Source organism: Bacteroides sp. PHL 2737 (genome assembly GCF_004115325.2).
GTDB lineage: Bacteria > Bacteroidota > Bacteroidia > Bacteroidales > Bacteroidaceae > Bacteroides > Bacteroides hominis.
The window spans coordinates 5298319-5324058 of the sequence record NZ_CP040630.1 but is presented as its reverse complement, the minus strand read 5'-3'; the positions used below and the strand labels follow the sequence as shown (position 1 = coordinate 5324058).

25 protein-coding genes are annotated in these 25740 nt (G+C 39.3%); 21 read left to right on the top strand and 4 right to left on the bottom strand.

Translation table 11 applies throughout. The features are described 5' to 3' along the window. Positions 1-23 precede the first annotated feature (23 nt). Complete coding sequence (locus DBK98_RS22125) at positions 24-416, bottom strand: hypothetical protein (protein ID WP_032531940.1); 393 nt, start codon at positions 414-416, stop codon at positions 24-26. Positions 417-1147: 731 nt separating this feature from the next. Between DBK98_RS22125 and DBK98_RS22120 the strand changes: the two genes are divergently transcribed. From DBK98_RS22120 to DBK98_RS22030, 19 genes are all read left to right on the top strand, one after another. Beyond that, complete coding sequence (locus DBK98_RS22120; protein ID WP_005781154.1) at positions 1148-1687, top strand: UpxY family transcription antiterminator; 540 nt, start codon at positions 1148-1150, stop codon at positions 1685-1687. A gap of 44 nt (positions 1688-1731) precedes the next feature. Continuing rightward, the gene (locus DBK98_RS22115; protein ID WP_032535434.1) at positions 1732-2217 is read left to right on the top strand and encodes a UpxZ family transcription anti-terminator antagonist; all 486 of its coding nucleotides are present in this window, start codon (positions 1732-1734) and stop codon (positions 2215-2217) included. 51 nt (positions 2218-2268) lie between these two features. Beyond that, entirely contained in the window at positions 2269-3366 is a 1098-nt protein-coding gene (locus tag DBK98_RS22110) for an MraY family glycosyltransferase (RefSeq protein ID WP_005808196.1), read from the top strand. An 18-nt stretch (positions 3367-3384) separates the two neighbouring features. Continuing rightward, positions 3385-4728: a lipopolysaccharide biosynthesis protein RfbH gene (gene rfbH / locus DBK98_RS22105; protein WP_033572534.1), complete on the top strand. Its 1344-nt coding sequence runs from the start codon at positions 3385-3387 to the stop codon at positions 4726-4728. Positions 4729-4765: 37 nt separating this feature from the next. Then, positions 4766-5542 (top strand): glucose-1-phosphate cytidylyltransferase, encoded by a 777-nt coding sequence (gene rfbF / locus DBK98_RS22100; protein WP_005781149.1) that lies wholly within the window; start codon positions 4766-4768, stop codon positions 5540-5542. Between the two features lie 5 nt (positions 5543-5547). Then, positions 5548-6627, top strand: a complete 1080-nt coding sequence (gene rfbG / locus DBK98_RS22095; RefSeq protein ID WP_033572590.1) for a CDP-glucose 4,6-dehydratase — start codon at positions 5548-5550, stop codon at positions 6625-6627. Between the two features lies 1 nt (position 6628). Then, on the top strand, positions 6629-7528 hold the full coding sequence (locus tag DBK98_RS22090) for an NAD(P)-dependent oxidoreductase (protein WP_032535894.1): 900 nt from the start codon (positions 6629-6631) through the stop codon (positions 7526-7528). Between the two features lie 2 nt (positions 7529-7530). Continuing rightward, positions 7531-8559 carry a GDP-mannose 4,6-dehydratase gene (locus DBK98_RS22085; protein ID WP_032535893.1) on the top strand — a complete coding sequence of 343 codons (1029 nt, stop codon included), beginning with the start codon at positions 7531-7533 and terminating at the stop codon, positions 8557-8559. Beyond that, positions 8546-9910, top strand: a complete 1365-nt coding sequence (locus tag DBK98_RS22080; RefSeq protein WP_033572585.1) for an oligosaccharide flippase family protein — start codon at positions 8546-8548, stop codon at positions 9908-9910. The genes DBK98_RS22085 and DBK98_RS22080 overlap by 14 nt, the downstream gene beginning before the upstream one ends. Beyond that, entirely contained in the window at positions 9897-10832 is a 936-nt protein-coding gene (locus DBK98_RS22075) for a glycosyltransferase family 2 protein (RefSeq protein WP_005781142.1), read from the top strand. Before DBK98_RS22080 ends, DBK98_RS22075 begins: the two co-directional genes overlap by 14 nt. Before the next feature lie 7 nt (positions 10833-10839). Continuing rightward, on the top strand, positions 10840-12036 hold the full coding sequence (locus tag DBK98_RS22070; protein ID WP_032541816.1) for a glycosyltransferase: 1197 nt from the start codon (positions 10840-10842) through the stop codon (positions 12034-12036). Between the two features lie 4 nt (positions 12037-12040). Beyond that, a complete protein-coding gene (locus DBK98_RS22065) occupies positions 12041-12976 on the top strand; it encodes a glycosyltransferase (protein ID WP_033572586.1) in 936 nt (311 codons plus the stop codon). A 6-nt stretch (positions 12977-12982) separates the two neighbouring features. Further along, positions 12983-14092, top strand: coding sequence for a hypothetical protein (locus DBK98_RS22060; protein WP_033572587.1), 1110 nt, complete (start codon positions 12983-12985; stop codon positions 14090-14092). After that, positions 14089-14784 (top strand): glycosyltransferase family 32 protein, encoded by a 696-nt coding sequence (locus tag DBK98_RS22055; RefSeq protein ID WP_032535451.1) that lies wholly within the window; start codon positions 14089-14091, stop codon positions 14782-14784. The genes DBK98_RS22060 and DBK98_RS22055 overlap by 4 nt, the downstream gene beginning before the upstream one ends. Next, positions 14784-15596 (top strand): glycosyltransferase, encoded by an 813-nt coding sequence (locus tag DBK98_RS22050; RefSeq protein ID WP_032535470.1) that lies wholly within the window; start codon positions 14784-14786, stop codon positions 15594-15596. The genes DBK98_RS22055 and DBK98_RS22050 overlap by 1 nt, the downstream gene beginning before the upstream one ends. 24 nt (positions 15597-15620) lie before the next feature. Continuing rightward, the gene (gene rfbA / locus DBK98_RS22045) at positions 15621-16508 is read left to right on the top strand and encodes a glucose-1-phosphate thymidylyltransferase RfbA (RefSeq protein ID WP_005808173.1); all 888 of its coding nucleotides are present in this window, start codon (positions 15621-15623) and stop codon (positions 16506-16508) included. Beyond that, positions 16505-17047: a dTDP-4-dehydrorhamnose 3,5-epimerase gene (gene rfbC, locus DBK98_RS22040; RefSeq protein WP_032535452.1), complete on the top strand. Its 543-nt coding sequence runs from the start codon at positions 16505-16507 to the stop codon at positions 17045-17047. The genes rfbA and rfbC overlap by 4 nt, the downstream gene beginning before the upstream one ends. Further along, the gene (locus tag DBK98_RS22035) at positions 17044-17760 is read left to right on the top strand and encodes a CpsB/CapC family capsule biosynthesis tyrosine phosphatase (protein WP_032535453.1); all 717 of its coding nucleotides are present in this window, start codon (positions 17044-17046) and stop codon (positions 17758-17760) included. The genes rfbC and DBK98_RS22035 overlap by 4 nt, the downstream gene beginning before the upstream one ends. A 657-nt stretch (positions 17761-18417) precedes the next feature. After that, the gene (locus DBK98_RS22030; RefSeq protein ID WP_032535454.1) at positions 18418-18858 is read left to right on the top strand and encodes a cold-shock protein; all 441 of its coding nucleotides are present in this window, start codon (positions 18418-18420) and stop codon (positions 18856-18858) included. A 134-nt stretch (positions 18859-18992) separates the two neighbouring features. Here the strand turns inward: DBK98_RS22030 and DBK98_RS22025 are convergent, their stop codons facing one another. The 3 genes from DBK98_RS22025 to DBK98_RS22015 form a co-directional block, all read right to left on the bottom strand. Further along, the gene (locus DBK98_RS22025; protein ID WP_032535456.1) at positions 18993-19943 is read right to left on the bottom strand and encodes a DUF4435 domain-containing protein; all 951 of its coding nucleotides are present in this window, start codon (positions 19941-19943) and stop codon (positions 18993-18995) included. A gap of 8 nt (positions 19944-19951) precedes the next feature. Beyond that, positions 19952-20779: an AAA family ATPase gene (locus tag DBK98_RS22020; protein ID WP_005808164.1), complete on the bottom strand. Its 828-nt coding sequence runs from the start codon at positions 20777-20779 to the stop codon at positions 19952-19954. A gap of 149 nt (positions 20780-20928) precedes the next feature. Continuing rightward, positions 20929-21771 (bottom strand): hypothetical protein, encoded by an 843-nt coding sequence (locus DBK98_RS22015; protein ID WP_005808162.1) that lies wholly within the window; start codon positions 21769-21771, stop codon positions 20929-20931. Positions 21772-21924: 153 nt separating this feature from the next. Between DBK98_RS22015 and DBK98_RS22010 the strand changes: the two genes are divergently transcribed. Together DBK98_RS22010 and DBK98_RS22005 are read left to right on the top strand one after the other, a co-directional pair. After that, positions 21925-23370: a CCA tRNA nucleotidyltransferase gene (locus tag DBK98_RS22010; protein WP_005808160.1), complete on the top strand. Its 1446-nt coding sequence runs from the start codon at positions 21925-21927 to the stop codon at positions 23368-23370. A 264-nt stretch (positions 23371-23634) separates the two neighbouring features. Then, entirely contained in the window at positions 23635-25737 is a 2103-nt protein-coding gene (locus DBK98_RS22005) for a WD40 repeat domain-containing protein (protein WP_032535457.1), read from the top strand. Positions 25738-25740 lie beyond the last annotated feature (3 nt).

Genomic DNA, 25740 nt, shown 5'->3' with positions numbered 1-25740 from the left:
TAGGGATGATTTTATAAACCTTGTTAGACGTTTTCTTTGAAGAATGTCTTTATTTCGTCTAAGATGTTTGTTCCCAGATCTTTATCCGTTCCCTTTTTCTCCTCTTTCAGAAATTTTAGTGTGTTAAATATTTCTGTTTCAATGGATTGTACTGACATTTCCTTTGTGGGGTTTTGTTTCTGTCCGAAGTATAGCATACGGTACATGATATGTGCCAATTCACGGATTCCTTTGCGCTTTTTCGTTCCTTTTTGCTGGTAATTCAACCATAAGAAAAAGAGGATAACCAGCTCTCTGTGAGTAGTTATGTCGAGTTTTTCCGGTTTCTTTTCCAGTGTTTCTAAAATTCTCTTACTCTCGTCAGTTTTTCCGTTTGTAATTACTACATAAGGAATGTCTTCTATGTTGAGAATCATTCCTTCATTCGGTTTTTTTTGCTCATTTTGTCTAATATGATTTATTATTACGAAGGCAAAATTAACTGTTTTTAGTATATAATCCGTTATATACGCGTATATTGTTTACTTTTAATTGATGTTTCACCCCGTCCTGAAAATAGGTTAAGTATACCTGACCTGTTTCCATGACAGGGTAAAATCAGTTTAAAAAGAGAGTATTATGCGTGTACGCGTGTGCGCGATTATATAAAGGGCGTCGGTGAATAGGGGGATTTTAGTGTAAATAGAAAAGAGTATGTTTCAAAAAACGTTCGTTCAATGGAACAAAGGTAAACAGCATTTTTATTATAGCAAAATATTTTTATAAATAAATTTATTTGTTCCTTTTTGAATGCTTTTATTTGTTTGTAAATCAATTAATTATTAGAATTTTTAAATTAGCTTTTCTCTTTTTGAATTTTTCTTTTTGGAGATTTTAAAATTCTGTCAAAAATGGTGTTTAAACAAACGAACGTTTTTTGAAACATCAATGACTTCTAATTCATTCGTTCATAGAGCTTTATCTCTGAAATCCTTCCGTTTCCTGGAAATGGTCAATTTCAGGGTACTTACATAACATTTCATCGTTCTCCTGCTGTGATAGGGGAGAGTCTTGAGATCACATGAATGCAAGTAATACTGATATTCGCATTACATCATCTGACCGGGAGGTACTTTCGTACTCCGGTGTCCCCAAAGAATACCCTTTAGTGAAGGAATCCGACAACATCCATTGGTATGCTGTGCGAGTCACCTACAGCCGCGAACTTTCTTTGAAAACGTACCTTGACAGCGAATCCATCGAGAATTTCATCCCGATGCGCTACGAGTATATCGTGAAGAACGAACGCCGAGTACGTAAACTGGTTCCCGCTGTTCATAATCTGGTATTCGTCCGTTCGTGCCGTGAACGTATCGACCGTATCAAAGAAGAGATGGGTGTATCCCTTCCGATCCGTTATATCATGGATCGGGAAAGTCGCCAGCCGATTGTTGTTCCGGACTCCCAGATGCGCAGCTTCATGGCGGTTGCCGGCAGTTACGAGCAGCAACTGGTTTACCTGGAGCCTTCCGCTGTAGCCTTCCGTAAAGGACAGCGTGTGCGTGTGACGGGTGGGCTTTTTGCCGGTGTCGAAGGTGAGTTCATCCGTGTGAAAAACGACCGTCGCGTGATGGTTTCCATTCAGGGAGTGATGGCCGTTGCCACCACCTACATCCATCCTTCTCTAATCGAGCCGCTCGATCTTTAAACAGTAAAATAGCAGACAGTAAATCGTAAATAGTAAATATTCCCATGAACTCTTTAGATTCTCAAATTACCGCTTTGTACACCTTGGCGCACGAACTTCTGTATCTGGGTTCCGATGGCAGCCCCATCTACAGCGACCACTTCAGCCGGTTGAACGGTGATGTACTCAGCCGTGCCAACACTTTATATCCCCATCATGGCTCCACCGACGAGGAAGAAGCCCGTTTGTGCCTTTCGCTTCTGATGGGTTATAACGCGACGATCTACAATAACGGTGACAAGGAAGTCCGCATCCAGCAGATCCTGAACCGTTGTTGGGAAGTGCTCGACCGCCTGCCCGCTTCTTTGCTGAAGGTGCAGCTTCTGACTTATTGCTATGGCGAAGTATTTGACGACGACCTCTCCCGTGAGGCACACAGCATCATCGACAGTTGGGGAGGACGTGCCCTTTCCGGCGATGAATGTGAGATTGCCGAACAACTCCGCAGCCTTGAAGAGAATCCTTATCCCAACTGGGAAGTAGAGGAGTGAACTCTTTTCTTTTTCGACACAACACTGTATATAACCTAAATCCCCTTTGTCTTGAATATCCTTTTCATCATATTGGCTTTTGTCATCTCTGCTTCGATTGCCCGGCTTATCATTCCCCGCATCCTGCTTATCTCTTTGCGGAAGAAGCTTTTCGATATGCCGAGTGAGCGCAAGGTTCATAAACGTGCCATTCCCCGTTTGGGCGGTGTCTCTTTCTTTCCCACCATCCTGTTATCCTCTTGCGGTGTGTTCGCACTTCGCATTCTGATGGGTTATGATGTTCCTGCCCTCCGTGCGGTGTACTTGCTGCCCGAGTGCATGTTTCTGGTCTGTGGGATGACTTTGCTTTATCTGACGGGTATCGCCGATGACCTTGTCGGAGTGCGCTATCGTCAGAAATTTGTGATCCAGATCATCTGTGCCTCGTTTTTTCCCCTGGCCGGCCTTTGGATCAATAACTTCTACGGGCTTTTCGGTCTGTATGCCCTTCCTGCCTGGATAGGTATGCCTTTTACGGTTCTTCTGGTTGTCTTTGTCACCAATGCCATCAATCTGATTGACGGTATCGACGGTCTTGCTTCCGGTCTGAGCAGCGTTGCCCTGCTTGTCTTCGGCTTCCTGTTCATGCAGAAAGAACTTTGGACGTACAGCATGCTCGCCTTTGCCACGTTCGGTGTGCTGGTCCCTTTCTTTTACTATAACGTCTTCGGCAGTGCGGAACGTGCCCGTAAGATTTTTATGGGTGATACGGGCAGCCTGACTTTGGGCTATGTGCTCTCTTTCCTTGCCATCAAATACAGCCAGTACAATCCGGATGTCACCCCGTATACCGAAGGTGCTTTCGTGATTGCTTTCAGTACGCTGATTGTCCCTGCGTTCGACGTGATCCGTGTGGTGATGGTTCGTGTTCGCAGTGGCAAGAGCCCTTTCGAACCGGACAAGAACCATATTCATCATAAGTTCCTGGCAATGGGTTTCACACCAAGAAAGGCGATGATAACGATCTTGCTGATTTCTTGTGCATTTAGTGCGGTGAATATTCTGTTGGTTCCGGTGGTTGACAACACGGTGATGCTTTTGGCGGATATTGCTGTGTGGGTGGGACTGAATTTATGGTTTGACAGGGTAAGAGATAAAAAACAGAAATAAGAAAAATAATTATACGATATGTCTCAAAAAGATCTATTGAAGCAACAAATTCTCGATTTAACCCGGGAATACTACAAAGAGGTTCACGGACAATCCCAATTCTTTGAACCCGGTAAGAGTTTTGTCAACTACGGTGGCCGTTATTTCGATGACCGCGAACTGGTGAATCTGGTTGACTCCTCCCTTGATTTCTGGCTGACCGCCGGTCCTTGGGCCCGGAAGTTTGAAATCCGTTTTGCCGAATGGCTGGGTGTGAAGTATTGCTCCCTGACCAATTCGGGCTCTTCGGCCAACCTTCTCGCCTTTATGGCCCTGACCTCCCCGCAGTTGGGTGAGCGCAGGATCAGGCGGGGCGATGAAGTGATCACGGTAGCCTGCGGCTTTCCCACAACGGTGACCCCCTGCATCCAGTATGGTGCGGTCCCTGTTTTTGTGGATGTCACCATCCCCGAGTACAATATCGACGTGACTCAACTGGAAGCCGCATTATCTCCCAAAACTAAAGCGGTAATGATTGCCCACTCTTTGGGTAACCCGTTTGATTTGCAGGCTGTCAAAGATTTCTGTGATAAACATAACCTCTGGTTGGTAGAGGATAATTGCGATGCCCTTGGCTCTACTTATACAATCGGCGGTGTGGAAAAGAAAACAGGTACGATCGGCCATATCGGCACGAGCAGTTTCTATCCTCCGCACCACATGACGATGGGAGAGGGGGGCGCTGTCTATACCGATGATCCTCTGCTCCACAAACTGGTGAACTCTTTCCGTGACTGGGGCCGTGACTGCTGGTGTATCGGGGGCGTTGACAACACGTGCAAATATCGTTTCAGCAAACAGTTCGGCGACCTTCCGGTAGGTTACGACCATAAATATGTTTATTCCCATTTCGGGTATAACCTGAAAGTGACCGATATGCAGGCTGCCATCGGCTGTGCCCAGCTTGAGAAGCTGGACTCCATTGTCGAAGCCCGGCGGTCAAATTTCGCCTACCTGAAAGAAGGCCTTGCGGGTACATCTGGCCTTATCCTTCCCGAAGCGCAGAAGAACTCCAACCCGAGCTGGTTCGGTTTCCTTATCTCGGTGAAGGAAGATGCTGGCTTCACCCGTAACGACCTTTCCCAACACCTGGAGAGCAGGAAGATCCAGACACGCAACCTGTTTGCGGGCAATCTTCTGAAGCATCCCGCCTTTGATGAAATGCGCTCCACGGGTGAGGGCTACCGCGTAATCGGCAATCTGGAAGGTACTGATTACGTTATGAATCATACCCTCTGGATCGGTGTCTATCCGGGCATGACCCGTGTCATGCTCGACCACATGATCGGTACGATCCGTGACTTTGTCTCTTCCCGCAAGTAATTTCCGGTTATTAACCTTCAGTAATCTGTCAAGCATAATGAAAGCCGTCATTTTAGCCGGTGGCTTCGGTACCCGCCTGAGCGAAGCCACTAACCTGATCCCCAAACCTATGGTGGAGATCGGTGGTAAACCTATCCTCTGGCATATCATGAAAACCTACAGCCATTACGGCATCAACGATTTCGTGATCTGCTGCGGTTATAAACAATATATCATCAAGGAGTATTTCGCCAACTATTTCCGCCATAACAGTGATATGACCGTGGACCTTTCCAACAATACGACCACCATTCTGGATAACCATTCCGAGAACTGGAAAGTCACGATGGTCGATACCGGGCTGAACACCCAAACGGGCGGGCGTATCCGGCGTGTACAGAAATATCTCGGGAACGAACGTTTCCTGCTGACCTATGGTGACGGTGTCACCGACCTGAACATCGGTGATACCCTGAAGGCTCACGAGTCTTCGGGCTGCCTCCTTTCCCTTACGGCCTACAAACCCGGTGGTAAGTTCGGCGCCCTGCAGCTCGATCTCGATACGGACAAGGTCCTCTCTTTCCAGGAGAAGCCCGACGGTGACCGTAATTGGATCAATGCGGGCTATTTTGTGTGTGAACCCGAAGTGTTTGATTATATCCCTGAGGGTGACTCCACCATCTTTGAGCGTCAGCCCCTCGAGTCTATAGCCAAGGCGGGCCGGATGCACGCTTTCCGCCATACGGGTTTCTGGAAACCGATGGATACTCTGAGAGACAATACAGAATTGAATGAAATGTGGGATCAGGGAGTTGCTCCCTGGAAAGTGTGGTAAGCCGTATGGGAATTGATATATTTGATAATTTTTATCGGGGCAAACGTGTCCTTGTCACCGGTCATACCGGTTTTAAAGGTAGCTGGTTCTCCATCTGGTTGCATGAATTGGGGGCCGAGGTGATTGGTGTGGCTCAAGACCCTTTTACGGCTCGAGACAATTTCGTACTTTCCGGTATCGGCGAGAAAATTAAGGCCGACCTTCGTGCCGATATCCGCAATGGTGAGCGTCTAAAGGCTATCTTTCAGGAATATCAACCTGAGATTGTTTTTCATCTTGCTGCCCAACCTCTGGTTCGCTTGAGTTATGACATCCCTGTTGAAACCTACGAAACCAATGTAATGGGAACAATCCATGTTCTTGAGGCAGTCCGTTCTACGGATAGCGTGAAGGTAGGTGTGATGATTACCACAGATAAATGTTACGAGAATAAGGAGCAAATCTGGGGTTACCGTGAAAACGAGGCTATGGGCGGTTACGATCCTTATTCCAGCAGTAAGGGGGCGGCTGAGATCGCGATTGCTTCGTGGCGTCGCTCTTTCTTTCACCCCGAGCAATACGATAAACACGGAAAATCCATCGCCAGTGTAAGAGCTGGTAACGTTATCGGTGGTGGAGACTGGGCTTTAGACCGTATCATTCCGGACTGCATCAAGGCTTTGGAATCTGGAGCGGCTATCGATATCCGAAGTCCGAAAGCTATCCGTCCCTGGCAGCATGTACTTGAACCGTTGAGCGGTTATATGCTGCTCGCGCAGAAGATGTGGAGTGATCCTACGAGATACTGTGAAGGCTGGAACTTCGGTCCGAGAGCCGAGTCAATCTCTACTGTATGGGATGTGGCTACGAAAGTAGTGAATAATTACGGTTCCGGTGAACTTCGTGACCTTTCTGATCCGCATGCGTTGCATGAAGCGAAGTTGTTGATGCTGGATATTTCGAAGGCAAAATTCCGTTTAGGTTGGGAGCCGAAGATGAATATTGAGCAGACGGTTGAGTTGACGGTGGACTGGTATAAAAGATACCGGGAAGAAGAGGTGTATGATGTTTGTGTTGACCAGATAGTTAATTTTATACAGAAATAAGATGGAAACAGTATTCCTGATTGGAGGGAGCGGCTTTATCGGCAAGAACCTGGCACAATACCTGTCTCAAAAATATCATGTGCATGTATTTGATAAGTATATTGATCAGCCCTTCTTTACATCTTGTCCCTCCATTGAAACAACGGAACTGGATTTGGTAAGTCAACGTATCCCACAGGATGTACCATCACCTGATTATATCATAAATCTTGCTTCGATAGTGACGGCGGAGCGGAATATGTCCTTGTTTGATGAACTAATTTCGTCCAACTTAAAGATCCTTCTCAATCTGTATGAACGTTTCAAAGAAGAATCCTTGTTGAAACTTTTTGTTCAGTTCGGCAGTTCTGAAGAGTATGGTTCTGAACAATCTCCCTTTCGGGAGGAAGACCGTGAGTGTCCTAACTCTCCGTATGCCTTGGTCAAGCAATTGACAACCAATACATCCATGATGTTGTATCGGAATTATGGCTTTCCGATAATGGTTGTCCGACCCGGTAATTTGTTTGGTCCGCTTCAGAATAAGGATAAATTCATCCCCTATGTTGTCGGGCAACTGAGATCCGGGCTTCCTTTGAATGTTTCCCCCTGTGAACAGAAAAGAGATTTTATTTATGTGGATGACTTCTCTTGTGCAATAGAATCCCTTTTACAGAACCATTTCAAATGTCTTGGGGAGATTGTGAATGTGAGTAGCGGAGAAAGTATTTCTTTGAAACAGATTATCGAGCATTGTAAAGCATATCTTCACTCGTCATCGGATGTGAATTACGGTGCTTTACCCTATCGGGAGAATGAAGCTATGGATCTTAAATGCTCCATAGCTAAACTATCATCAATAACGGGATGCAATATCCATTTTGATAACGAAAAAAGACTAACTGATTATTTAAAACAATAACTATGAAGTATTTGATAACCGGCGGATGCGGTTTTATAGGGAGCAATCTTGCAGCGGAGGTGCTAAAGAGAGGTGAAAAACTCTTTGTCTTGGACAATTTATTTCGTTATGGCAGCAGTTCAAATCTTGAGTGGTTACGTACGAAAGGTGACTTTACATATTATCCTTATGATACCCGTAATACCAACGATGTCGAAACGGTAATAAAGGAGGTGCAGCCGGATTATATTTTTCATTTGGCGGGCCAGGTTGCGATGACCACCTCCATCTCCAATCCTCGGTTGGACTACGAAACAAATGCTTTGGGAACATTCAATTTACTGGATGCTGTCCGTAAGTATTCTCCGGATTCTGTAATCCTGTATTCTTCGACGAATAAGGTTTACGGTGATTTTGAGTATTTGCATTTCAGGGAAGAGTCTACCCGTTATGTTTGCGAAGAATACCCTAATGGCTTTCCTGAATCGATTTCTTTGGATTTTCACTCTCCTTACGGTTGTTCGAAGGGTTGTGCCGATCAATACCTGCTGGACTTCCATCGTATCTATGGTTTAAAGACGATTGTTTTCCGTCATTCTTCCATGTACGGCAGTAATCAGCACGCTACCTACGATCAGGGGTGGATTGGCTGGTTCTGTCAGAAAGCTCTGGAGATCAAGAACCATACTTTGCAAGAACCTTTTACAATCTCGGGTACCGGTAAACAGGTCCGTGATGTTCTTCATGGTGAGGATGTTGTGAATTTGTATTTTACAGCAAAGGACATTGACAAAGCTTATGGCGAGGTGTTTAATATTGGAGGTGGTATAGAAAATAGTCTTTCTTTGTTGGAACTGTTTGATTTGCTTGAGAATAAACTTGATATTGAGATGATCTATACTCAATTACCTTGGCGAGAGAGTGATCAGAAGGTTTTCGTGGCGGATATTGAAAAAGCTACAAGGATTTTGGGATGGCTGCCGAAGGTATCGAAAGAAGCAGGGATAGAGTTGATGATTAATTGGTTAAGAAGTTCATATGGACTTGGTTAATAGGTTGTTGTTTAGGAAAATAGGGGTTGATCAAGCTATTCTATTTACTGGATTAGCTCGCATTGTACAGGCAATAGGGGGACTAGTGGTCGTTGTTTTAGTTACAAAAAAATTAACCAATATAGAACAAGGATATTATTTTACATTTGCTAGTATTTTGGCTATTCAAATTTTCTTTGAGTTAGGTTTTAATAATATTTTGAGCCAATATGTGGCTCATGAGGCTATTAATATACGATTAGAGGAGAATGAATTTGTTGGATGTAGCACATCAAAGTCTAGGATTTCGTCTTTATTGCATTTTTCTGTTAAGGTATATTCTACTTTATCTATTTGTTTGTTTTTTGTGTTATCTTTAGTTGGATATATATTTTTTATATTCTGTTCGAAAGATAATATTGTAGAATGGAGAATGCCTTGGCTGATGCTATGTTTGATGACTGCTATATATTTTTTTATATCTCCTTTTATAGCTTTTCTTCAAGGATTAGGAAAAGTTAAAGAGATTGCATTAATGCAGTTTATACAGCAATGTGTATCTGTTATCGGCTTGATTGGTACCCTTCTTTTGGGTGGAAAATTGTATGCAGGAGGAATTGCCTTATTTTTAGGAGTTTTGGTCTGTACTTGCTTTGTTTATAAGAGGTTTAGTAAAATATTATATGCTATTTATCGTAATTCGGTTACTTGTGTTATATCTTATAAGAAAGAAATTTTTCCTTTTCAGTGGAAGATTGCTTTAAGTTGGATTAGTAGTTATTTTATTTTTCAATTATTTAATCCAGTCTTATTTGCTACTGAGGGTGCTGTAGTTGCAGGGCAAATGGGAATGACTTTAAGTGTACTTAATGCAATTATGTCTCTTTCTGATAGTTGGATAACTACAAAAATTCCTTTATTTTCAGGCTTGATAGCTGCCAAAGAATATCTAAAATTAGATCGTATTTTTAAACTGACTATGTTTCAATCATTTTTTATAAATATATTTGTGTTATTTCTTTTCATATTTGGTTTATATATAATTGACATATATAAAATTTCTATATCAGGTCATTTGTTAATTGATCGTTTTTTGCCGTACGGATTAACTGTGATGTTGATGTTTACAATTGTGTTGAGACAATTATATGGAGGATGGGCTATTTATCTTAGATGCCATAAAAGGGAACCTCTATTAATACAATCAGTAATAATTGCAATCATGTGTTCTGTATCAACATTATTTCTTGGAGCCATTAGTGGAATTAATGGAATTGTAATAGGATATACATTCTTAACATTATGTTCCGCAGTATGGATATATATAATATTTTTACAAAAAAGAAAAAAGTGGCATTATGCAAGTATTTGAAGATAAACTTTTAACCATTGCTATTCCTACTTATAATAGACCTGAAAAATTGAAGGATCAAGTATCGTTACTTCTAAAGCAAGTAACTGATCAGGTTGAAATTCTTATTTTAGATAATTGTAGTTCATATAATATTTATCAGCTATTTTCGAAAGAAGAAAGACAGAGGATTCATATCGTGACTCATAAAGTAAATGTTGGGATGCCTACTAATTACATTCGTTGTTTAGAGTATGCAACTACTGATTGGGTATGGACTCTGTCTGATGATGATCCTGTACTGCCAGATGCGATTAATAGTGTTTTATCGGTTATAAAGAATAACTCAGATGCGATTTCTATTTGTATGAATTCCACCTTTGATGTTAGTTCTTATAGTTTTATTGAATTTGTTACTTTATTGAAATCTCATAAAATTTTCTCTTTACATTTTTGGATGTCTATTTGTATTTATAATTTGTCTAAATTGAGGCCTTATATATCATCAGGATGTAATGATTCTACGACAATGATTGGTCCACTCCTCGTCGTTCTTGAGTATTTGAGAATCAATGGTAAGGGACGTTGCGTGTTAACTTCACAGGAAATTATATTATCATCTAATTCTATAACATCATGGAAGAAAGCAGACTTTTTAATTCGTTTAAGTTTGGTATATGATATATTTAGAAATGATCGTAAAGTACTTCAAAAAACATTGTTTTATGGTATGACAAATTTAAGTTTATATGTCCTTATCCAGGGGATTAGGGAGAAAACAGTAAGTAATAAGGATGGAAAATATATATTGAAGGAGTTGTTATTCAAAAGTGGATATATGTATTTTATTAATAATTTCTTTATTCTTTATTTAAAGGCTGTATGCTATTTGTATTTACCTATTTCTATTATGGATAGAATTATTACTTTAAAAAAGAAATAACTATCTAATGAGAAAACTTAATATTTTATTTGTTTTTCACGTACCTTTTATTGCACAAAATGGCGGTGTTGAGAGAGTAACAGATATATTGTCACGCCATTTGATTAATCGTGGATATTCTGTTTTTTATTTAAGTAGTGAACAAAGATGTAGTAACTTTGATTTTCCTGTAAAGCAGTTTTATTTTCCAACATCTAGCTATTATTCTCAAAAGAATATAGACTATTATAATTCTTTTTTACTGGAAAATAAAATTGATATTGTGATTAATCAAAATGGTTCAGAGAAAGCGGCTTTTTTATATTTAAATATAAAAAATAGAAGTAATGTGAAAATTATATCAGTAATTCATACTAATCCTCTTGTGGGATTTCGACATCATCAATATGCATTGATACCTTTATGGGTGAGTTTTTCTTTACGAGATGTCTGTGAATATTTGATGAAATTATTATTATTCCCTCTCAGATATATATATAGAACGCTAGTTCAATTACATAAATTGAAATCTCAATATTCATATGTAACACAAAATAGTGATGTAGTTCTTTTGTTATCAAATAATTATATTAAGGATATGTCATATATATGTCCTAGTTCTGTTTTTAAACTGAGAAGTATACCCAATCCATTACCATATTCAGGAAATACATTATATTGTAAAAAGAAACAAATACTATATGTTGGGAGATTTGGAGTTACAGAAAAGCGTCCAGACAGATTATTGAAAATCTGGAAGAGAATATATAAACAATATTTGGATTGGGAATTGATATTTGTAGGATATGGTGGTCTTGAACGTTATATGCGTAATTATGTTAAGCGTCATAAATTAGAACGAGTCCTTTTTGCTGGTCAATGTGATCCTAGGATCTATTATGAGTCTTCTGCTATATTATGTTTAACATCTTCATATGAGGGATTTCCAATGGTTTTATTAGAGGCTATGCAGCATAAAGTTATTCCAATGGCATTTGATAGCTTTGCTTCAGTCCGAGATATAATAATTCCTAGAGAGACTGGTTTGTTAGTAACTCCATTCAATTTGAATGAATATGCAAATCAATTGGCTGAATTAATGTCTAATCCTTCCCAAAGATTAAAGTTAGCTGAGCAAGCATATTCTTTTGTACAGAAATTTTCGGCTTCCAATGTTGTTTCTAAATGGGAGGATTTATTTGTTGAGATTATGGATAAAGGTTAAGAAAATGATGGAAACTATTGATATATTATTGGCTAGTTATAATGGTTCAAGATTTATAGAAAATCAAATATTGTCAATTATTGGTCAAACATATAAAAATTGGATTTTATATATTCATGATGATGGTTCCAGTGATAATACATTAGATATCATTAAGAAATACGAAAAATTGGATTCTCGTATTAAATTAATTGATGATGGAGTCTCTTTGAAAAGTCCAGGGGCTAATTTTATGCATATGCTTGGAGTGTCACAAGCTAAATTTATCTGTTTTTGTGATCAAGACGATTTATGGCTTGAATATAAGCTTGAAGTGTTACTATCTGAAATTATTTCTAAAGACAATTCTATTCCGCAAGTTGTCTATGGCAATGGTTACACATGGTTTCCGGAAAGTTATTATATGGGGTGTAATTCTGCATCTGTTTATCCTCATTCTTTACAAGATTTGTTTTTCTTTAATGGTGGGTATCAGGGTGCATCTGCCATTTTTAATATAAAAATGAAAGAATGCATCGATAAGAAATATACTTATATAGCAATGCATGATCAAATTTTAAATTTGGCAGGGGTCCTTTTCGGTAATATACATTACATTAATAAATCTTTATTTTTATATCGCCAACATAGTTCTAATTTTACTCCCCATATTGTCCAAAATGGAATAGAAAGATTTGATAGAATTATTCATAATTTGAAAGTGCCAGTACTAGAGGAAACTTATTACCTTGGAATTAAATCTTTTTATGATATTCATAAGTCCAAGATGAAGAGCCGTGATATAGAACTATTTGATTGCTTTCTTGAATATCCTAATAAAAGAGCGTTTTGGAGATTTATTTCAATATTAAAGTATGGATATAAGGTTAATAATTCTAGGATATATTTATTGATTAAACTTTTGATAAGGCCTTTTCTTATTAAGTCTGGAAAATATTGATATAAGATGCTATATCTAACTTTGATAATTACACTGTTACTTATTAGATCTTCTATAAAAAAGTATGATAGAGTATTTAATCCCTTTACTCTTTCTTTACAAATACCCTTGCTGTTTTTATTGATTCCACAAATAATAGCTATTAATATAGGGCTTGGTGAAGATTATTTATTATCAGATATTGTTATATTACTCAACATTCTTTTTATATATATAGGTTCAAGGATAAATTGCCGTTTTTGGGCTGTGAAAGAGATTGAAAACGTTAATCTAATTTCTATAATTTCTATATGTATTGTTTGTATGTTATTTTTTATAATGTTTCCTTTGCTAATATCTTATGGATTATCTTTAAAGGGGGTTAGAGATTTCTATGAAGCTGTTGTTTTTTCTCCTTATGCATCTCTATATGAAATATCAAAAACATTACTGATTATTATTGTTATACTTCAGTTTTTAAAAACACAAAAACTTACTGTTGGTATATTTATAGTGGTCTTCTTTTTGATTTTTTCAGGTAGTAAAATGGCTATACTTTCTACATTAATTGTTTTTGTAACGATGTATGAAGAATATAAAAAAGTTAATTATACTTATATGTCATTCTTTTTATTATTTTCTTTTATTTTAATGCTACTGTATCATTATTCTCAAAGCTCTCAAACAGAAATAGGAATGGCTGCTTTATCTTATTTTGATCTATATAAACAACAGTCTATTGTTATTGATATGTTACAGAGAAATCAAATGGATTATTATAATGGGCAAATATATATAAGTTCTTGGTATAAATTAATTCCTCGATTGTTTTGGCCAGATAAGCCTGTTGACTATGGGTTTGCGTTGTTGAATTATAAAATATATCCAGAATATTCTGCAGAAGGATATATGCCTTCTTTTGGATTAGGTTATGCTTATGCAGATTTAGGCTTTTGTGCAGTTGCATTAGACGGATTTCTTACTGGATTTTCCCGGAATTTTTTTTATAGTATATTTAAGAGATCCAATAAAAATAATACAAGCTTTATATTGTATATCTTGACGTTAAATATTGTGACCTTTATTTTGTTGATAGCATATTCTTTTTGTGATAAAATAAAATTAAAAATAAAGTGATTCCTAAAATTATTCATTATTGTTGGTTGAGTGGTGATCCATTTCCTGATTTAATAAATAAGTGTATTAATTCTTGGCATAACATTTTGTCCGATTATGAATTTATGTTATGGGATACAAGGCAGATTGATGTTAATTCTAATTTGTGGTTAAAGCAAGCTTATGAAAATAAGAAGTATGCTTTTGCCGCAGATTATATCCGCTTTTTTGCTTTGTATCATTATGGAGGAATATATTTAGATGCTGATGTTGAGGTGCTTAAAGATTTTAAATCGCTTTTGATTGAAAAGCAATTTTTGGGAGAAGAAGCTAGTGGAGACATTGAAGCTGCTGTTATTGGAGCTGAAAAAGGTGCAGATTGGGTGAAATCTTGTTTAGATTACTATGCAAATCGTCCTTTTGTGAAAGAAGATGGTTCGTTTGATACTAAGCCTGTGCCTTTATTACTAAATAGAATTATTCAAGAAAAGGCATTTGATATTAAACCATATTATTATTTTTCACCTAAAGATTATAATATTGGCAAGATAGATATAAGTGATAGTACCTTTTGTATTCATCATTTTGATGGAAAGTGGATAAAACGGGGGCTGAAGTATTCTCTTAAAAGAAATATGCACAAAATTTTATACTATGCTTTTGGGCGAAAGGGACATAACTGTTTGGTACGTGCTATAAGAAAATTGAAATGATGAAGTTCTCTGTATTACTTTCTGTATATTATAAAGAAAATCCTGATTTTTTGAAGCAGAGTTTGGATAGTATTTTGAACCAAAGTAGATTACCTGATGAGTTAGTTTTAGTAAAGGACGGTCAATTATCTATTGATTTAGATAGAATGATTGATTCTTATGTGAGAAAATATACTGGTTTGTTTAAAATTTTAGCTTTGTCTGAGAATCAGGGTTTAGGTAAGGCTTTAGATGTCGGATTGAAGTATTGTACTTTTGATGTTGTTGCTCGCATGGATACTGATGACATTGCAACTCCAAACAGATTTGAAAGCCAAATTACTGTATTTGAAAAGTATCCGGAATTGGATGTAGTTGGTGCTTGGATTAGCGAATTTGAAAATGTTTCTTCAAATGTTGTTTCTATAAGAAAACTTCCGGAATATCATAATGAAATATATCTTTATGCAAAGAAACGATGTCCTATTAATCATCCAGTTGTGATGTTTAAAAAGGATGCAGTATTTGCTGCGGGCGGATATAGGCATTTTCCATTATTTGAAGATTATTATCTTTGGGTTAGGATGTTGATGAATGGCGCGAAGTTTTATAATATTCAAGAGAGTCTTCTAGCATTTAGGTTTTCAAGTGAGATGTTTAAGCGACGTGGAGGTTTAAAATATGCAATTAGCGAATTGAATTTACAAAGAGAGTTTGCAAGAATGGGGTTTATTAATTGTTACGAATTATTTCGAAATGTAACAATAAGGTTTGTATCTCGTTTGATTCCAAATAAGGTTCGGGAATTTGTCTATTTGAAATTACTTAGATAATATTGTGGAAATGATAGTAACTTTATGAAAGGCATTGTTTTAGCCGGTGGTTCCGGTACTCGTCTGTACCCCATCACCAAAGGAGTTAGTAAACAGCTTCTTCCTATTTTTGATAAACCGATGATTTATTATCCGGTTTCGGTGTTGATGCTTGCCGGTATCCGTGAAATCTTGATTATATCTACTCCGGATGATCTTCCTGCTTTCCGACGTTTACTGGGAGATGGTTCTGATTACGGAATACGTTTAGAGTATGCGGAACAACCTTCTCCGGATGGTTTGGCTCAAGCATTCATTATCGGTGAGGAATTCATTGGGAGTGATTCGGTTTGTTTGGTGCTTGGAGATAATATCTTCTATGGGCAGAGTTTTACCCGTATGCTGAATGAAGCTGTACGCATGGCAGAAGTGGAACAGAAGGCAACGGTGTTCGGTTATTGGGTAAGTGATCCGGAACGTTATGGAGTGGCTGAATTTGACAAAGAAGGAAATGTCTTGAGTCTGGAAGAGAAGCCTGAAGAACCGAAGTCTAATTATGCAGTGGTAGGGCTTTATTTCTATCCGAATAAGGTGGTGGAAGTAGCAAAAAAAATAGAGCCCTCTGCACGCGGAGAATTGGAGATAACGACAGTGAATCAGGAATTTCTCAAAGATCAGGAACTGAAAGTTCAGTTGTTAGGTCGTGGTTTTGCCTGGTTGGATACCGGTACGCATGATTCTTTAAGTGAAGCATCTACTTTTATTGAAGTGATAGAAAAGCGTCAGGGATTGAAAGTAGCTTGTTTGGAAGGAATTGCTTTGAGACAAGGTTGGATCAGTGCCGATAAGATGCGTGAATTGGCAAAGCCCATGCTGAAGAACCAGTACGGACAGTATTTGTTGAAAGTGATACAGGAACTTGGTTTGAAATGAATGTAATAAAGACTGCTATCGATGGGGTTGTTATCCTTGAGCCCCGTATTTTTAAAGATGACCGGGGATATTTCTTTGAATCTTTTAATCAGAGGGAGTTTGAGGAAAAAGTATGCAAGACTACGTTTGTCCAGGATAATGAAAGTAAATCGAGTTATGGTGTACTTCGTGGTTTACATTTTCAACAGGCCCCTTTTGCTCAGAGTAAATTGGTGCGTGTAGTGAAAGGAGCGGTATTGGATGTAGCTGTTGATATCCGTAAAGGATCTCCTACATTTGGACAACATGTGGCAGTAGAGTTGACGGAGGATAATCATCGTCAATTTTTCATTCCCCGTGGGTTGGCACATGGATTCAGTGTATTGAGTGAGGCAGTTGTTTTTCAGTATAAGTGTGATAATTTTTATGCTCCGCATAGTGAGGGTGCCATTGCCTGGGATGATCCGGATTTGGGTATTGACTGGTGTATTCCGGCAGATCGTGTGATTCTCTCGGAGAAGGACAGCAGACATCCTCGGTTGAAAGATTTAAATTTATGATTCTCTCTTCTTTGGTACATACCGATTTTCAGCCTTATTTACTACTTAATACGGATGTATGGGCTTTGCCTGAGGATAAGGCGTTGGAATTGTTGGTTTATCTTGAACAGCAAGGTGTCAGGCAGATCTACTGTGTACCTCCGGTAAAGGTGGAAAATGAAGGTAATGCTTCTTCTTTTCTGAAAGATGCCTTTCAATATTTACAGCAGCAATACTCCGGTAATATCTCTCTGCGTTTGTCGGCAAGATATCGTTTGGATGAAGGATTTCCGGTTTTGTTGGAGAAGGGAGATTTGTTGACGATAGGAGGGGGGAAGGAGTTACTGGTAGATGTGTCTCCTTTAAAGCAGCCGGAAGGACTCAGTGAGATGATTCATGCCATCTGCCGGTCGGGTTATATCCCTGTTCTGATGCAACCGGAACGTTCACTTTATTGGGGAACGGAAGACTATCTGCACTTGCGGGAATCGGGATGCAGGCTGATGCTGAATCTATATTCCTTGTTCGGTTACAATGGTGACGGAGCGTTGAATTACAGCCGTATGTTGTTGAAAAAGGGTTGGTATACATATCTCTGTTCGGGCAGGGAGGATACAAAGGTGATGCGATATAGTGAATCGTTTTCGATGGAGGATGATGACGATTTGGCGATGAAATTGCAGGAGATAGAAAGAAACAGCAGGCTGTTGTGGTCTGTTACGGAAAACGGGTAACGGCGGTTATTCGTGTTTTAGGCGGCAGCCGGGATTACCGTAACAGGTGATTCCGGCTGTTTTTATATAATATCTTTGAGCCTCTTGAGGAATCAATATCTACTGATATGCTCAGTATAAATTAAAGGAATTGAAATTGTGCAAATAAGTAATTATCACGGGAAATATCCGTTACTTTGCTGAGAAGTTCTGTACTCACCCTGCCATAATAGTAGGAAGGTTGTAACATCTAAAGGTGATACCTTATTGGCAGGATCAGGAACTGATAGAGAAGGTCGATCTGGATAGTGCCGTTAAGTGATTGCGCTATCTGGCAATTCCGGTTCCATCACGATTGGGACCGGAGAATTAGGAATAACCGAATAATATGTGTATATTTGCCGTTACTAACATTGGGTTTATACTGAAATCTTCTTTGTGCGTGATTGTTTTCCGCTTCATTCTGCGGCTTATGGCATTCCCCAATCGACATCATTATTTGCTGCTTTGTTCAGGATAAAAGCCGCGCCTATGTGCTGCTGGCATTCGGCGTAGCGTATGATCTGGATATAATGATGAAATCGTTTGTTTATTGGTATGTGTGTGACATAAAACTGCCTATCCGGCAATCAACATGTAAAAGAACAGGCAGTATTGATTCAGACATAAAATTATTGAATGGTAAAAAAAATAACAACAAGTAAACGTGACCGGGAGAAGCTAAAGGAGCAGAAACGTAAGGAGAAGCAACAACGTAAAGAGGAACGCCAAAGCAGCGGTCCAAGTTCTTTTGAGGATATGATTGCTTATGTAGACCAGTTCGGTGTTTTGCATTCAGTGCCGCAGGAACGGATTGAGGAAGAAGTAGATGCATCTCATATCGAGGTTTCTGTACCCAAACAAGAGGATGTGGAAGTGACTCCTCACATGGGGCGTATCGAGTATTTTAATGCTGCGAAAGGCTATGGTTTTGTGAAAGATACGGATAATGGCGAAAAGTATTTCTTCCATATCTCTTCTGCCCCAGCAACAATTGCTGAAGGTGATAGAGTGACATTTGAAATAGAGCGCGGTATGCGTGGAATGAACGCTGTACGAATATCAATAGTGACTGAATAGCAAAGTGGCTTCCGAAATAAGTAATTATCACGGATAATAATAATGGATATGGCCCCAATAATTGATAACTCAATTATTGGGGCCATATTGGTAAGTGATTGTTACTTTTCGTTTTTATTTCAGCTTTTGTATATTTAAGGCCATATTGATCGAATATCTTGAACACATCTTTTTATCTCAGGATAGGTGAAATAAAGATCGGCATTTAGGAGCTTCTTTTTAAATGTATCTTTTCTTTGATAAATAGTTGCTATTTTGTCATATTCGCCCGCTTCTGACAGACGTTTTTTTTCGTTTCTTTTCAATATATTGCATATTTCTTCTCCTAATTTTGTAATCAAATCGTATAGATTATGTCCACGAATATATAAGTAGGTATTTTCTTCTGTAAGTCCCAGGCGTTTGTATTTGGCTTTCTCTACTGCTTCATCATAATTGGGATAAATACTTTTTAAATAGGATATTTGGGGAGTAACTCTTTTATGAAGAGTGGTAATAATATAGTCTCCATTGTCATCTATTCTATTGTTGCTGTAGGGGAATGATAGTAATTTGAAAAAGTCAGTATTGGGTAATTTCCTTTCCTTTTGTCTGTGATCATATAAGAAAAGAAGAAATAACGGATAAATCTCTTTTGAGTATGCCAACAAAAACTTATTAAAGTCAAAAATGCTATTTGTAAATCCGCAGGTCAATATAGGTAACGCAGCTAAACGATCTGTGAAACAAAGATGATTTTCGAAAGAATAAGTATAAGTCTGTAGTATGTAATGCTTGGCATCTATATCTGGTTCTTGCATTAAATAGTGTAAATCACTGTCTATGGCAATCGCCATCTTACTGTCGAGGAAATCTTTGAAAATAAGACAAGTGGAACTTCCCGTAGCTTTATTTCCAGATTGGGAGCGGCTGTAGGGAATAAAATAAAAATTGTATTGAGGACATGCCTCTTTAAATATTTTATTCCAAAATATAATATCGTTTTTATCTTCCAGATGGATGACAGCTTTACATCCATTCAACAACAGTGAGGCTTTGTAGTTTTGTGCTACAGTTGCATAATAAGCTTTTTTGCTTGGTGTCATTTCTCTTTTTATATCGGTTTGACGATATCCTCCATAAATACTAATTTATCTCCCCATCCATCGGCAAAGATACTCGGTGAATGAGTTGAAAGAATGATCTGGCAATTTTTATTTAGAATTTGTATAGCTTCAATTAATCGTCTTTGCCATTCGATGTGAAGGGATAGTTCCGGTTCGTCCATTAACAGAATGAACGGTTTGTCTTCCTTTAAAAATACCTTGAGTAATATGAGTAACAATTGTTTTTCTCCTGAGGATAGCTGTTCCGGTTCTATTTCCTCTTCTTGGTTTAAAAACGTGAAAACCATTTTGTTTTTTGAATTGATACTGATCTGTTTTTGGGTACTTGCAAAAAAACTATTGATTATTTTAAATAACATCGAGATTCGTTCTTGTATCTCTTCTGACTGTTCAGGGTAGTTAAGGATTTTTGAACGATAGTCGATGAAATTGAAAACGTTTTTATTTAGCGGATAAATAGTCATATCCAATTCTTGCATAAGAGAAGATTGAGTACTTTTCTTAGCTGTCGGTATGTCGAATGTATTGATGTATTCGATGTCTAAAAGCCAGTCTTTTTGAAATTCTATGCTAAAATCTTTTTTGTCTGCATGATATAATATGCTACCTCCTGCATCAAACCGAATAAAGATATCTGTTTTAAGCTTATTGAGCTCTTTGATATCACTTGTAAGTAGCAAGTAGATAAATCGGAGAAAGGTAGATTTGCCACTTCCATTGGGACCGACGAGGATATTGACTTTGGGATCTACGTGATTCCATTCGATGTCCTGTTTTCCCCACATCTTTTTAATTTGTATCTGCGAAATCTTCATTGCTTCTGTTTTATAATTACTTACTGTTTATCAGCTTGATTTTAATAAAGGCTGTCATTGCAAAGATAACCAATCTCTTTTAATATTTGTTCAGTAGAAACTTTTTTTCATAAGTCGCCCCACTGAGCGACTTATGAAAAAAGGAAAATTTATTTTTCCGCAGCCTCTTCTTGGGCTTTCTGTTCCATTTTTCTTTTCACAAATTCGATTTTCAGGTTGGCTTCTTCTTTCTCTTGCTGAATCTGACGTATGGATGAAAGTAATTTGGCCAACTCGTAAGTACCGACGAGTGCTTCACGGTCGGAAGGAGTCATGGTAATGGAGAATTTCCGTTCGCCGAGATACTCGACACGGATATTTTTCTTATCGCGGTTCATGTAGAGGAAACTGAGGACGTTGCCGTCTTCTCCCATTTTGTAGTCGGCTTTTTCGATTTTTTCTCCCAGATCGGTAGTCTCGTAGCTGTCGTTGGAGGCTGGGGTTTCGGCAAAACTTCCGTCCGGTGCTATCACTTTGACGGCTACATGGTGGATGTTGCTTGGACCGCAATAGATGGATGTCAGTGTCATTACTCCCTGTTCGTTCACCTGGAAGCGGAGGAAGGAACGATGCAGATTTTTCTCTACGGTTTGGGTAGGCCAAAAGTAGTTACCGATTTTTTGATATTCTTCGTTTTTCTCGAAAGTATATTTGTTCTTGATCGCTTCGAATTCTTGCTGTTTGACTTGTAGCATGCTATCCAGATATATAAGGCTTTCTTGCTGTTCTTTCAGTTCTACCTGTTGCATCAGTTTGATACCTTCTTTACGGGTATCGAATGCCTTTGGATACAGAATTTTAATACTGTCGATCTGCAACTTGGCTTCGTTGTAGTCGTTGCGTTCAAAAGCTGCGCGGGCAGCTGCAAGTTTTTCACCCGCTTTCTTCTCGATGTTGTCACCACAAGCAGTCAGCAGTGACAATGTACATGCCAGGACAATCAGTTTTTTCATTTTGTTGTTCTTTACTTAGAAAGGGCAAAAATACAAATTTAGACTGAAGAGTGGAAAGTGAAGAGCGAAAAGTTGTACCTTTGCGGCCTAATTAACTGTAAGGTGTTAGTAACAGACTACCACCTTCAATCACTGTAAAAAAGAAAAATGAAGATGATAGAGTTGACTCAGGAGGAATTGAAGCAGCATTTCAGTGAACCCATTTTCGGACAGATCTCGGAGACGGCCGATATGTTGGGATTGGAATGTTATGTGGTGGGCGGATATGTCCGCGACATTTTTCTGCAGCGTCCCTCTAAAGATATAGATGTTGTTGTGGTTGGGAGTGGCATTGCTATGGCCGAGGCGTTGGGTAAACGTCTGGGACGGGGTGCGCATGTTTCTGTTTTTAAGAATTTCGGCACGGCACAAGTGAAATATCACGGAACGGAGGTGGAATTTGTAGGAGCACGGAAGGAATCGTATCAGCGGGATTCACGCAAGCCGATTGTGGAGGATGGAACGTTGGAAGACGATCAGAACCGCCGGGATTTTACGATCAATGCTCTGGCTGTCTGCCTGAATAAGGAGCGGTTTGGGGAACTGGTCGATCCGTTCGGAGGCATGAATGATTTGAAGGAAAAGGTCATTCGTACTCCTCTCGATCCGGACATAACGTTCAGTGACGACCCCTTGCGCATGATGCGCTGTATCCGTTTTGCTACCCAACTGAATTTTTACATAGATGACGATACATTTGAGTCTCTTTGCCGTAACCGGGAACGGATTGAGATTATTTCACGTGAGCGCATTGCGGACGAGCTGAATAAAATAATGCTTTCACCTATCCCTTCCAAAGGTTTTATCGATTTGGACAGAAGTGGGTTGTTGGCGTTGATTTTTCCGGAATTAGTGGCTTTACAAGGGGTGGAGACCCGGAACGGGCGTGCCCATAAGGATAATTTTTATCATACGCTGGAAGTGCTCGACAATATCAGCAAGGTGACAGATAACCTTTGGTTACGTTGGGCTGCCTTGTTGCATGATATCGCCAAACCGGTGACTAAACGCTGGGAACCGAAGGCGGGATGGACTTTTCATAATCATAATTTCATAGGCGAAAAGATGATTCCGAATATCTTTAGGAGGATGAAGTTGCCGATGAACGAGAAAATGAAGTATGTGCAAAAGATGGTAAGCCTGCATATGCGCCCCATCGTGATAGCGGATGATGTGGTGACGGACTCGGCCGTGCGTCGTCTGCTTTTTGAAGCCGGAGATGACATAGACGACCTGATGACACTTTGTGAGGCGGATATTACTTCAAAGAATACGGAACGTAAACAGCGCTTTCTAAATAATTTCCAGCTGGTTCGCCGGAAGTTGAAAGATTTGGAAGAGAAAGACCGTGTCCGTAACTTTCAGCCGCCTGTGAGTGGGGAAGAGATTATGGAGGTGTTTAATCTGGGACCCTGCAAGGAAGTGGGGTCGTTAAAAAGTGCTATAAAAGATGCTATTTTGGACGGAGTGATTCCCAATGAATACGAGGCTGCTTATTCATTTATGCTTCAAAAAGCTAAGAAAATGGGATTGAATCCCGTACGAAACGTGGATGAATAAATGCAATAAGTTTTTGTCTTTTTCGATTTCCGACTAATCACGTAAGGAAAGGGAATGTATGCTATAGAGCAGGTTTGTAACGGAAAACCGTTACAAACCTGCTCTTTTTCTACAGTCTTTCTGTCTATTCTTTTTTCATTTCTATGTATTAACAACTAAACTTTACGGGAAATGAAAAAAAAGGAGTTTCTGTTTGTGATAGATTGCAGAATTAATGCTTATTTTGCAAAACACTATTAAACATAAACTAAATCATTTTAAGGTATGAATAGGATGAAATGTGGATTTTACACTTACAGAGGGATTGCTTTTTGTTTTGTCACCGCGATGTTCTGCGGACAAGCAATGGCACAAGTTGTAGAAAAAAGGGGGTTTGATTCTCAGAAAAAGATTAATGCGTTTGATAACACGACTTTTTGTACTGCTTATTTGTCTGACGGATCGTTGTATACCATGCGCGATATCGCGATTAATGATTTACGCAAAATTGAGCGTATCGTATTTAATCCGACGGGAAGTTCTATCGCCGTGTTGAGAGCGAAGAATCCGGTAAGCATTTACTCTTTTCGTGACAGGAATAAGAAGCTTTTCGAATTGAAAGAGAAACGTAAAAAATTGAAAGCCAAACCGCTGCCGGTATCCATGTGTTATGCTACCGATGCCCGTAGTTTCGTTGTAGGTAACTCGTTAGGGGAAATCGTTATTTATGATACGAAAGAATATATGCCATTGGCTTATATCCAGGGAGATGCTCCGGCTACTGCACTGGCTATGAGTTCGAACAATTATTTTATTGCAGCAGGGACAGGACAGACGATTAATATCTGGAACTTCCAGACAAAGGAGTTGAGAAAAGCGATTCCTATGTCGGCTGTTGTCAAAGAACTGACTTTCTCTCCGGATGCTTCGTTGCTGGCAGTAACCACGGAGGATAATCACCTGACCATTATCGATACGAAAAACTGGGATAAGGTGGACATCTTCGATAAGTTGGGGGGAATGCTTAGTTCTCCGTCATTCCATCCCGAAGGAAAATACATCAGTGTGGTAAAAGATGGGAAGAATATCGAGATCATCAACTTGAAGAATGGTGTCATAGAGCAGGAGATTGTAGATCCTATAGGCGGTGTTACCGGTGGACGCTTCTTTAAGAACAATCAGAATAGCGAGGTATTCATGCTAACCAATCGTACGAAGCAAATGGTCTTCTGGGATGCGAACGGGCTGAACCCATTCTATGGAAAGATTATGGGTAAGGAAGTAGACGCCAAGATGAATGAATGGGTGAAGATGATGCAGGGAGAATCGATGGAGGATTATGCTATCCGTGTGAACGATGAAACCCGTGTTAAACAGCAGCAGTTGTTTGCTCAGGAAGTTGCTACGGCATTGGCGGGTGACCGTATCTCAATGGATAATCCTTTTGTGGATGGATATGATGCTGCTAATAATATGTTGAATATCGGTTTTAAGGGGTTGCCGTCTATCGGACTGGAAGTTCCGGCTAACGAGGCAGGGGACTTTGAGGAAGGTAAAATGAAATTCTCGAATGCCGTATATGTGCTGAATGATAAAGATGAATTTGAACTGGCCTATGTGGAGGTTACCAACGAAACGACCAACAAGGTTTATATCTATGACAATATCGGACGGACGAAGTTGACTGCTTTGGAAGCGGATGAAAACTTTGTCCCTCTGGAAATCATGCAGCAGGCTACCCGTGAGGAAGCACAATTGGCCGAAATAAAGGAACAGGTGATCGAAGAGAAAAAGCAGGATAAACTGATTACCGATAACACACAGATCAATGTGAAGACAGAGGTTATTCCGGGTGTGGATGCTAACGGCAAAAAAATTCTCAATTATAAAGTGGGTTATCAGTATGAGGTGATCAATAAAGAGTTTTCTGCTAAGGAAGACTTCCCGTCCGGTGGTTATAACATTGAACGCTCAAATGCCGCCATGTCTTTGATGAAGATTATCAAGAATGCTTTTGAAGGCGATTTCTCCAAATATTTATCAGAGGGTAAGCAGGTGAAAGTGATTATTACCGGTTCGGCCGATGCGGCTCCGATTCGTGGACGCCTGGCTTATGACGGACGGTACGGAGAGTTCGTGGACGAGCCATATTACAAAGATGGCAATCTCGACAATATCACGGTGACCAAGGCTGCCGGAATCACACAGAACGAACAGCTGGCACTGATGCGTGCTGCCGGTGTGAAGAGTTATATCGAAAAGAATGTGACAACATTAGGTAATACGAAGAACGACTACGAATATCATGTGGAAGTAGCTAAAGAACGTGGTGGAGAATTCCGCAAGATCAATGTAGAGTTTGTAATTATGGATGCATTTCAACAATAAACG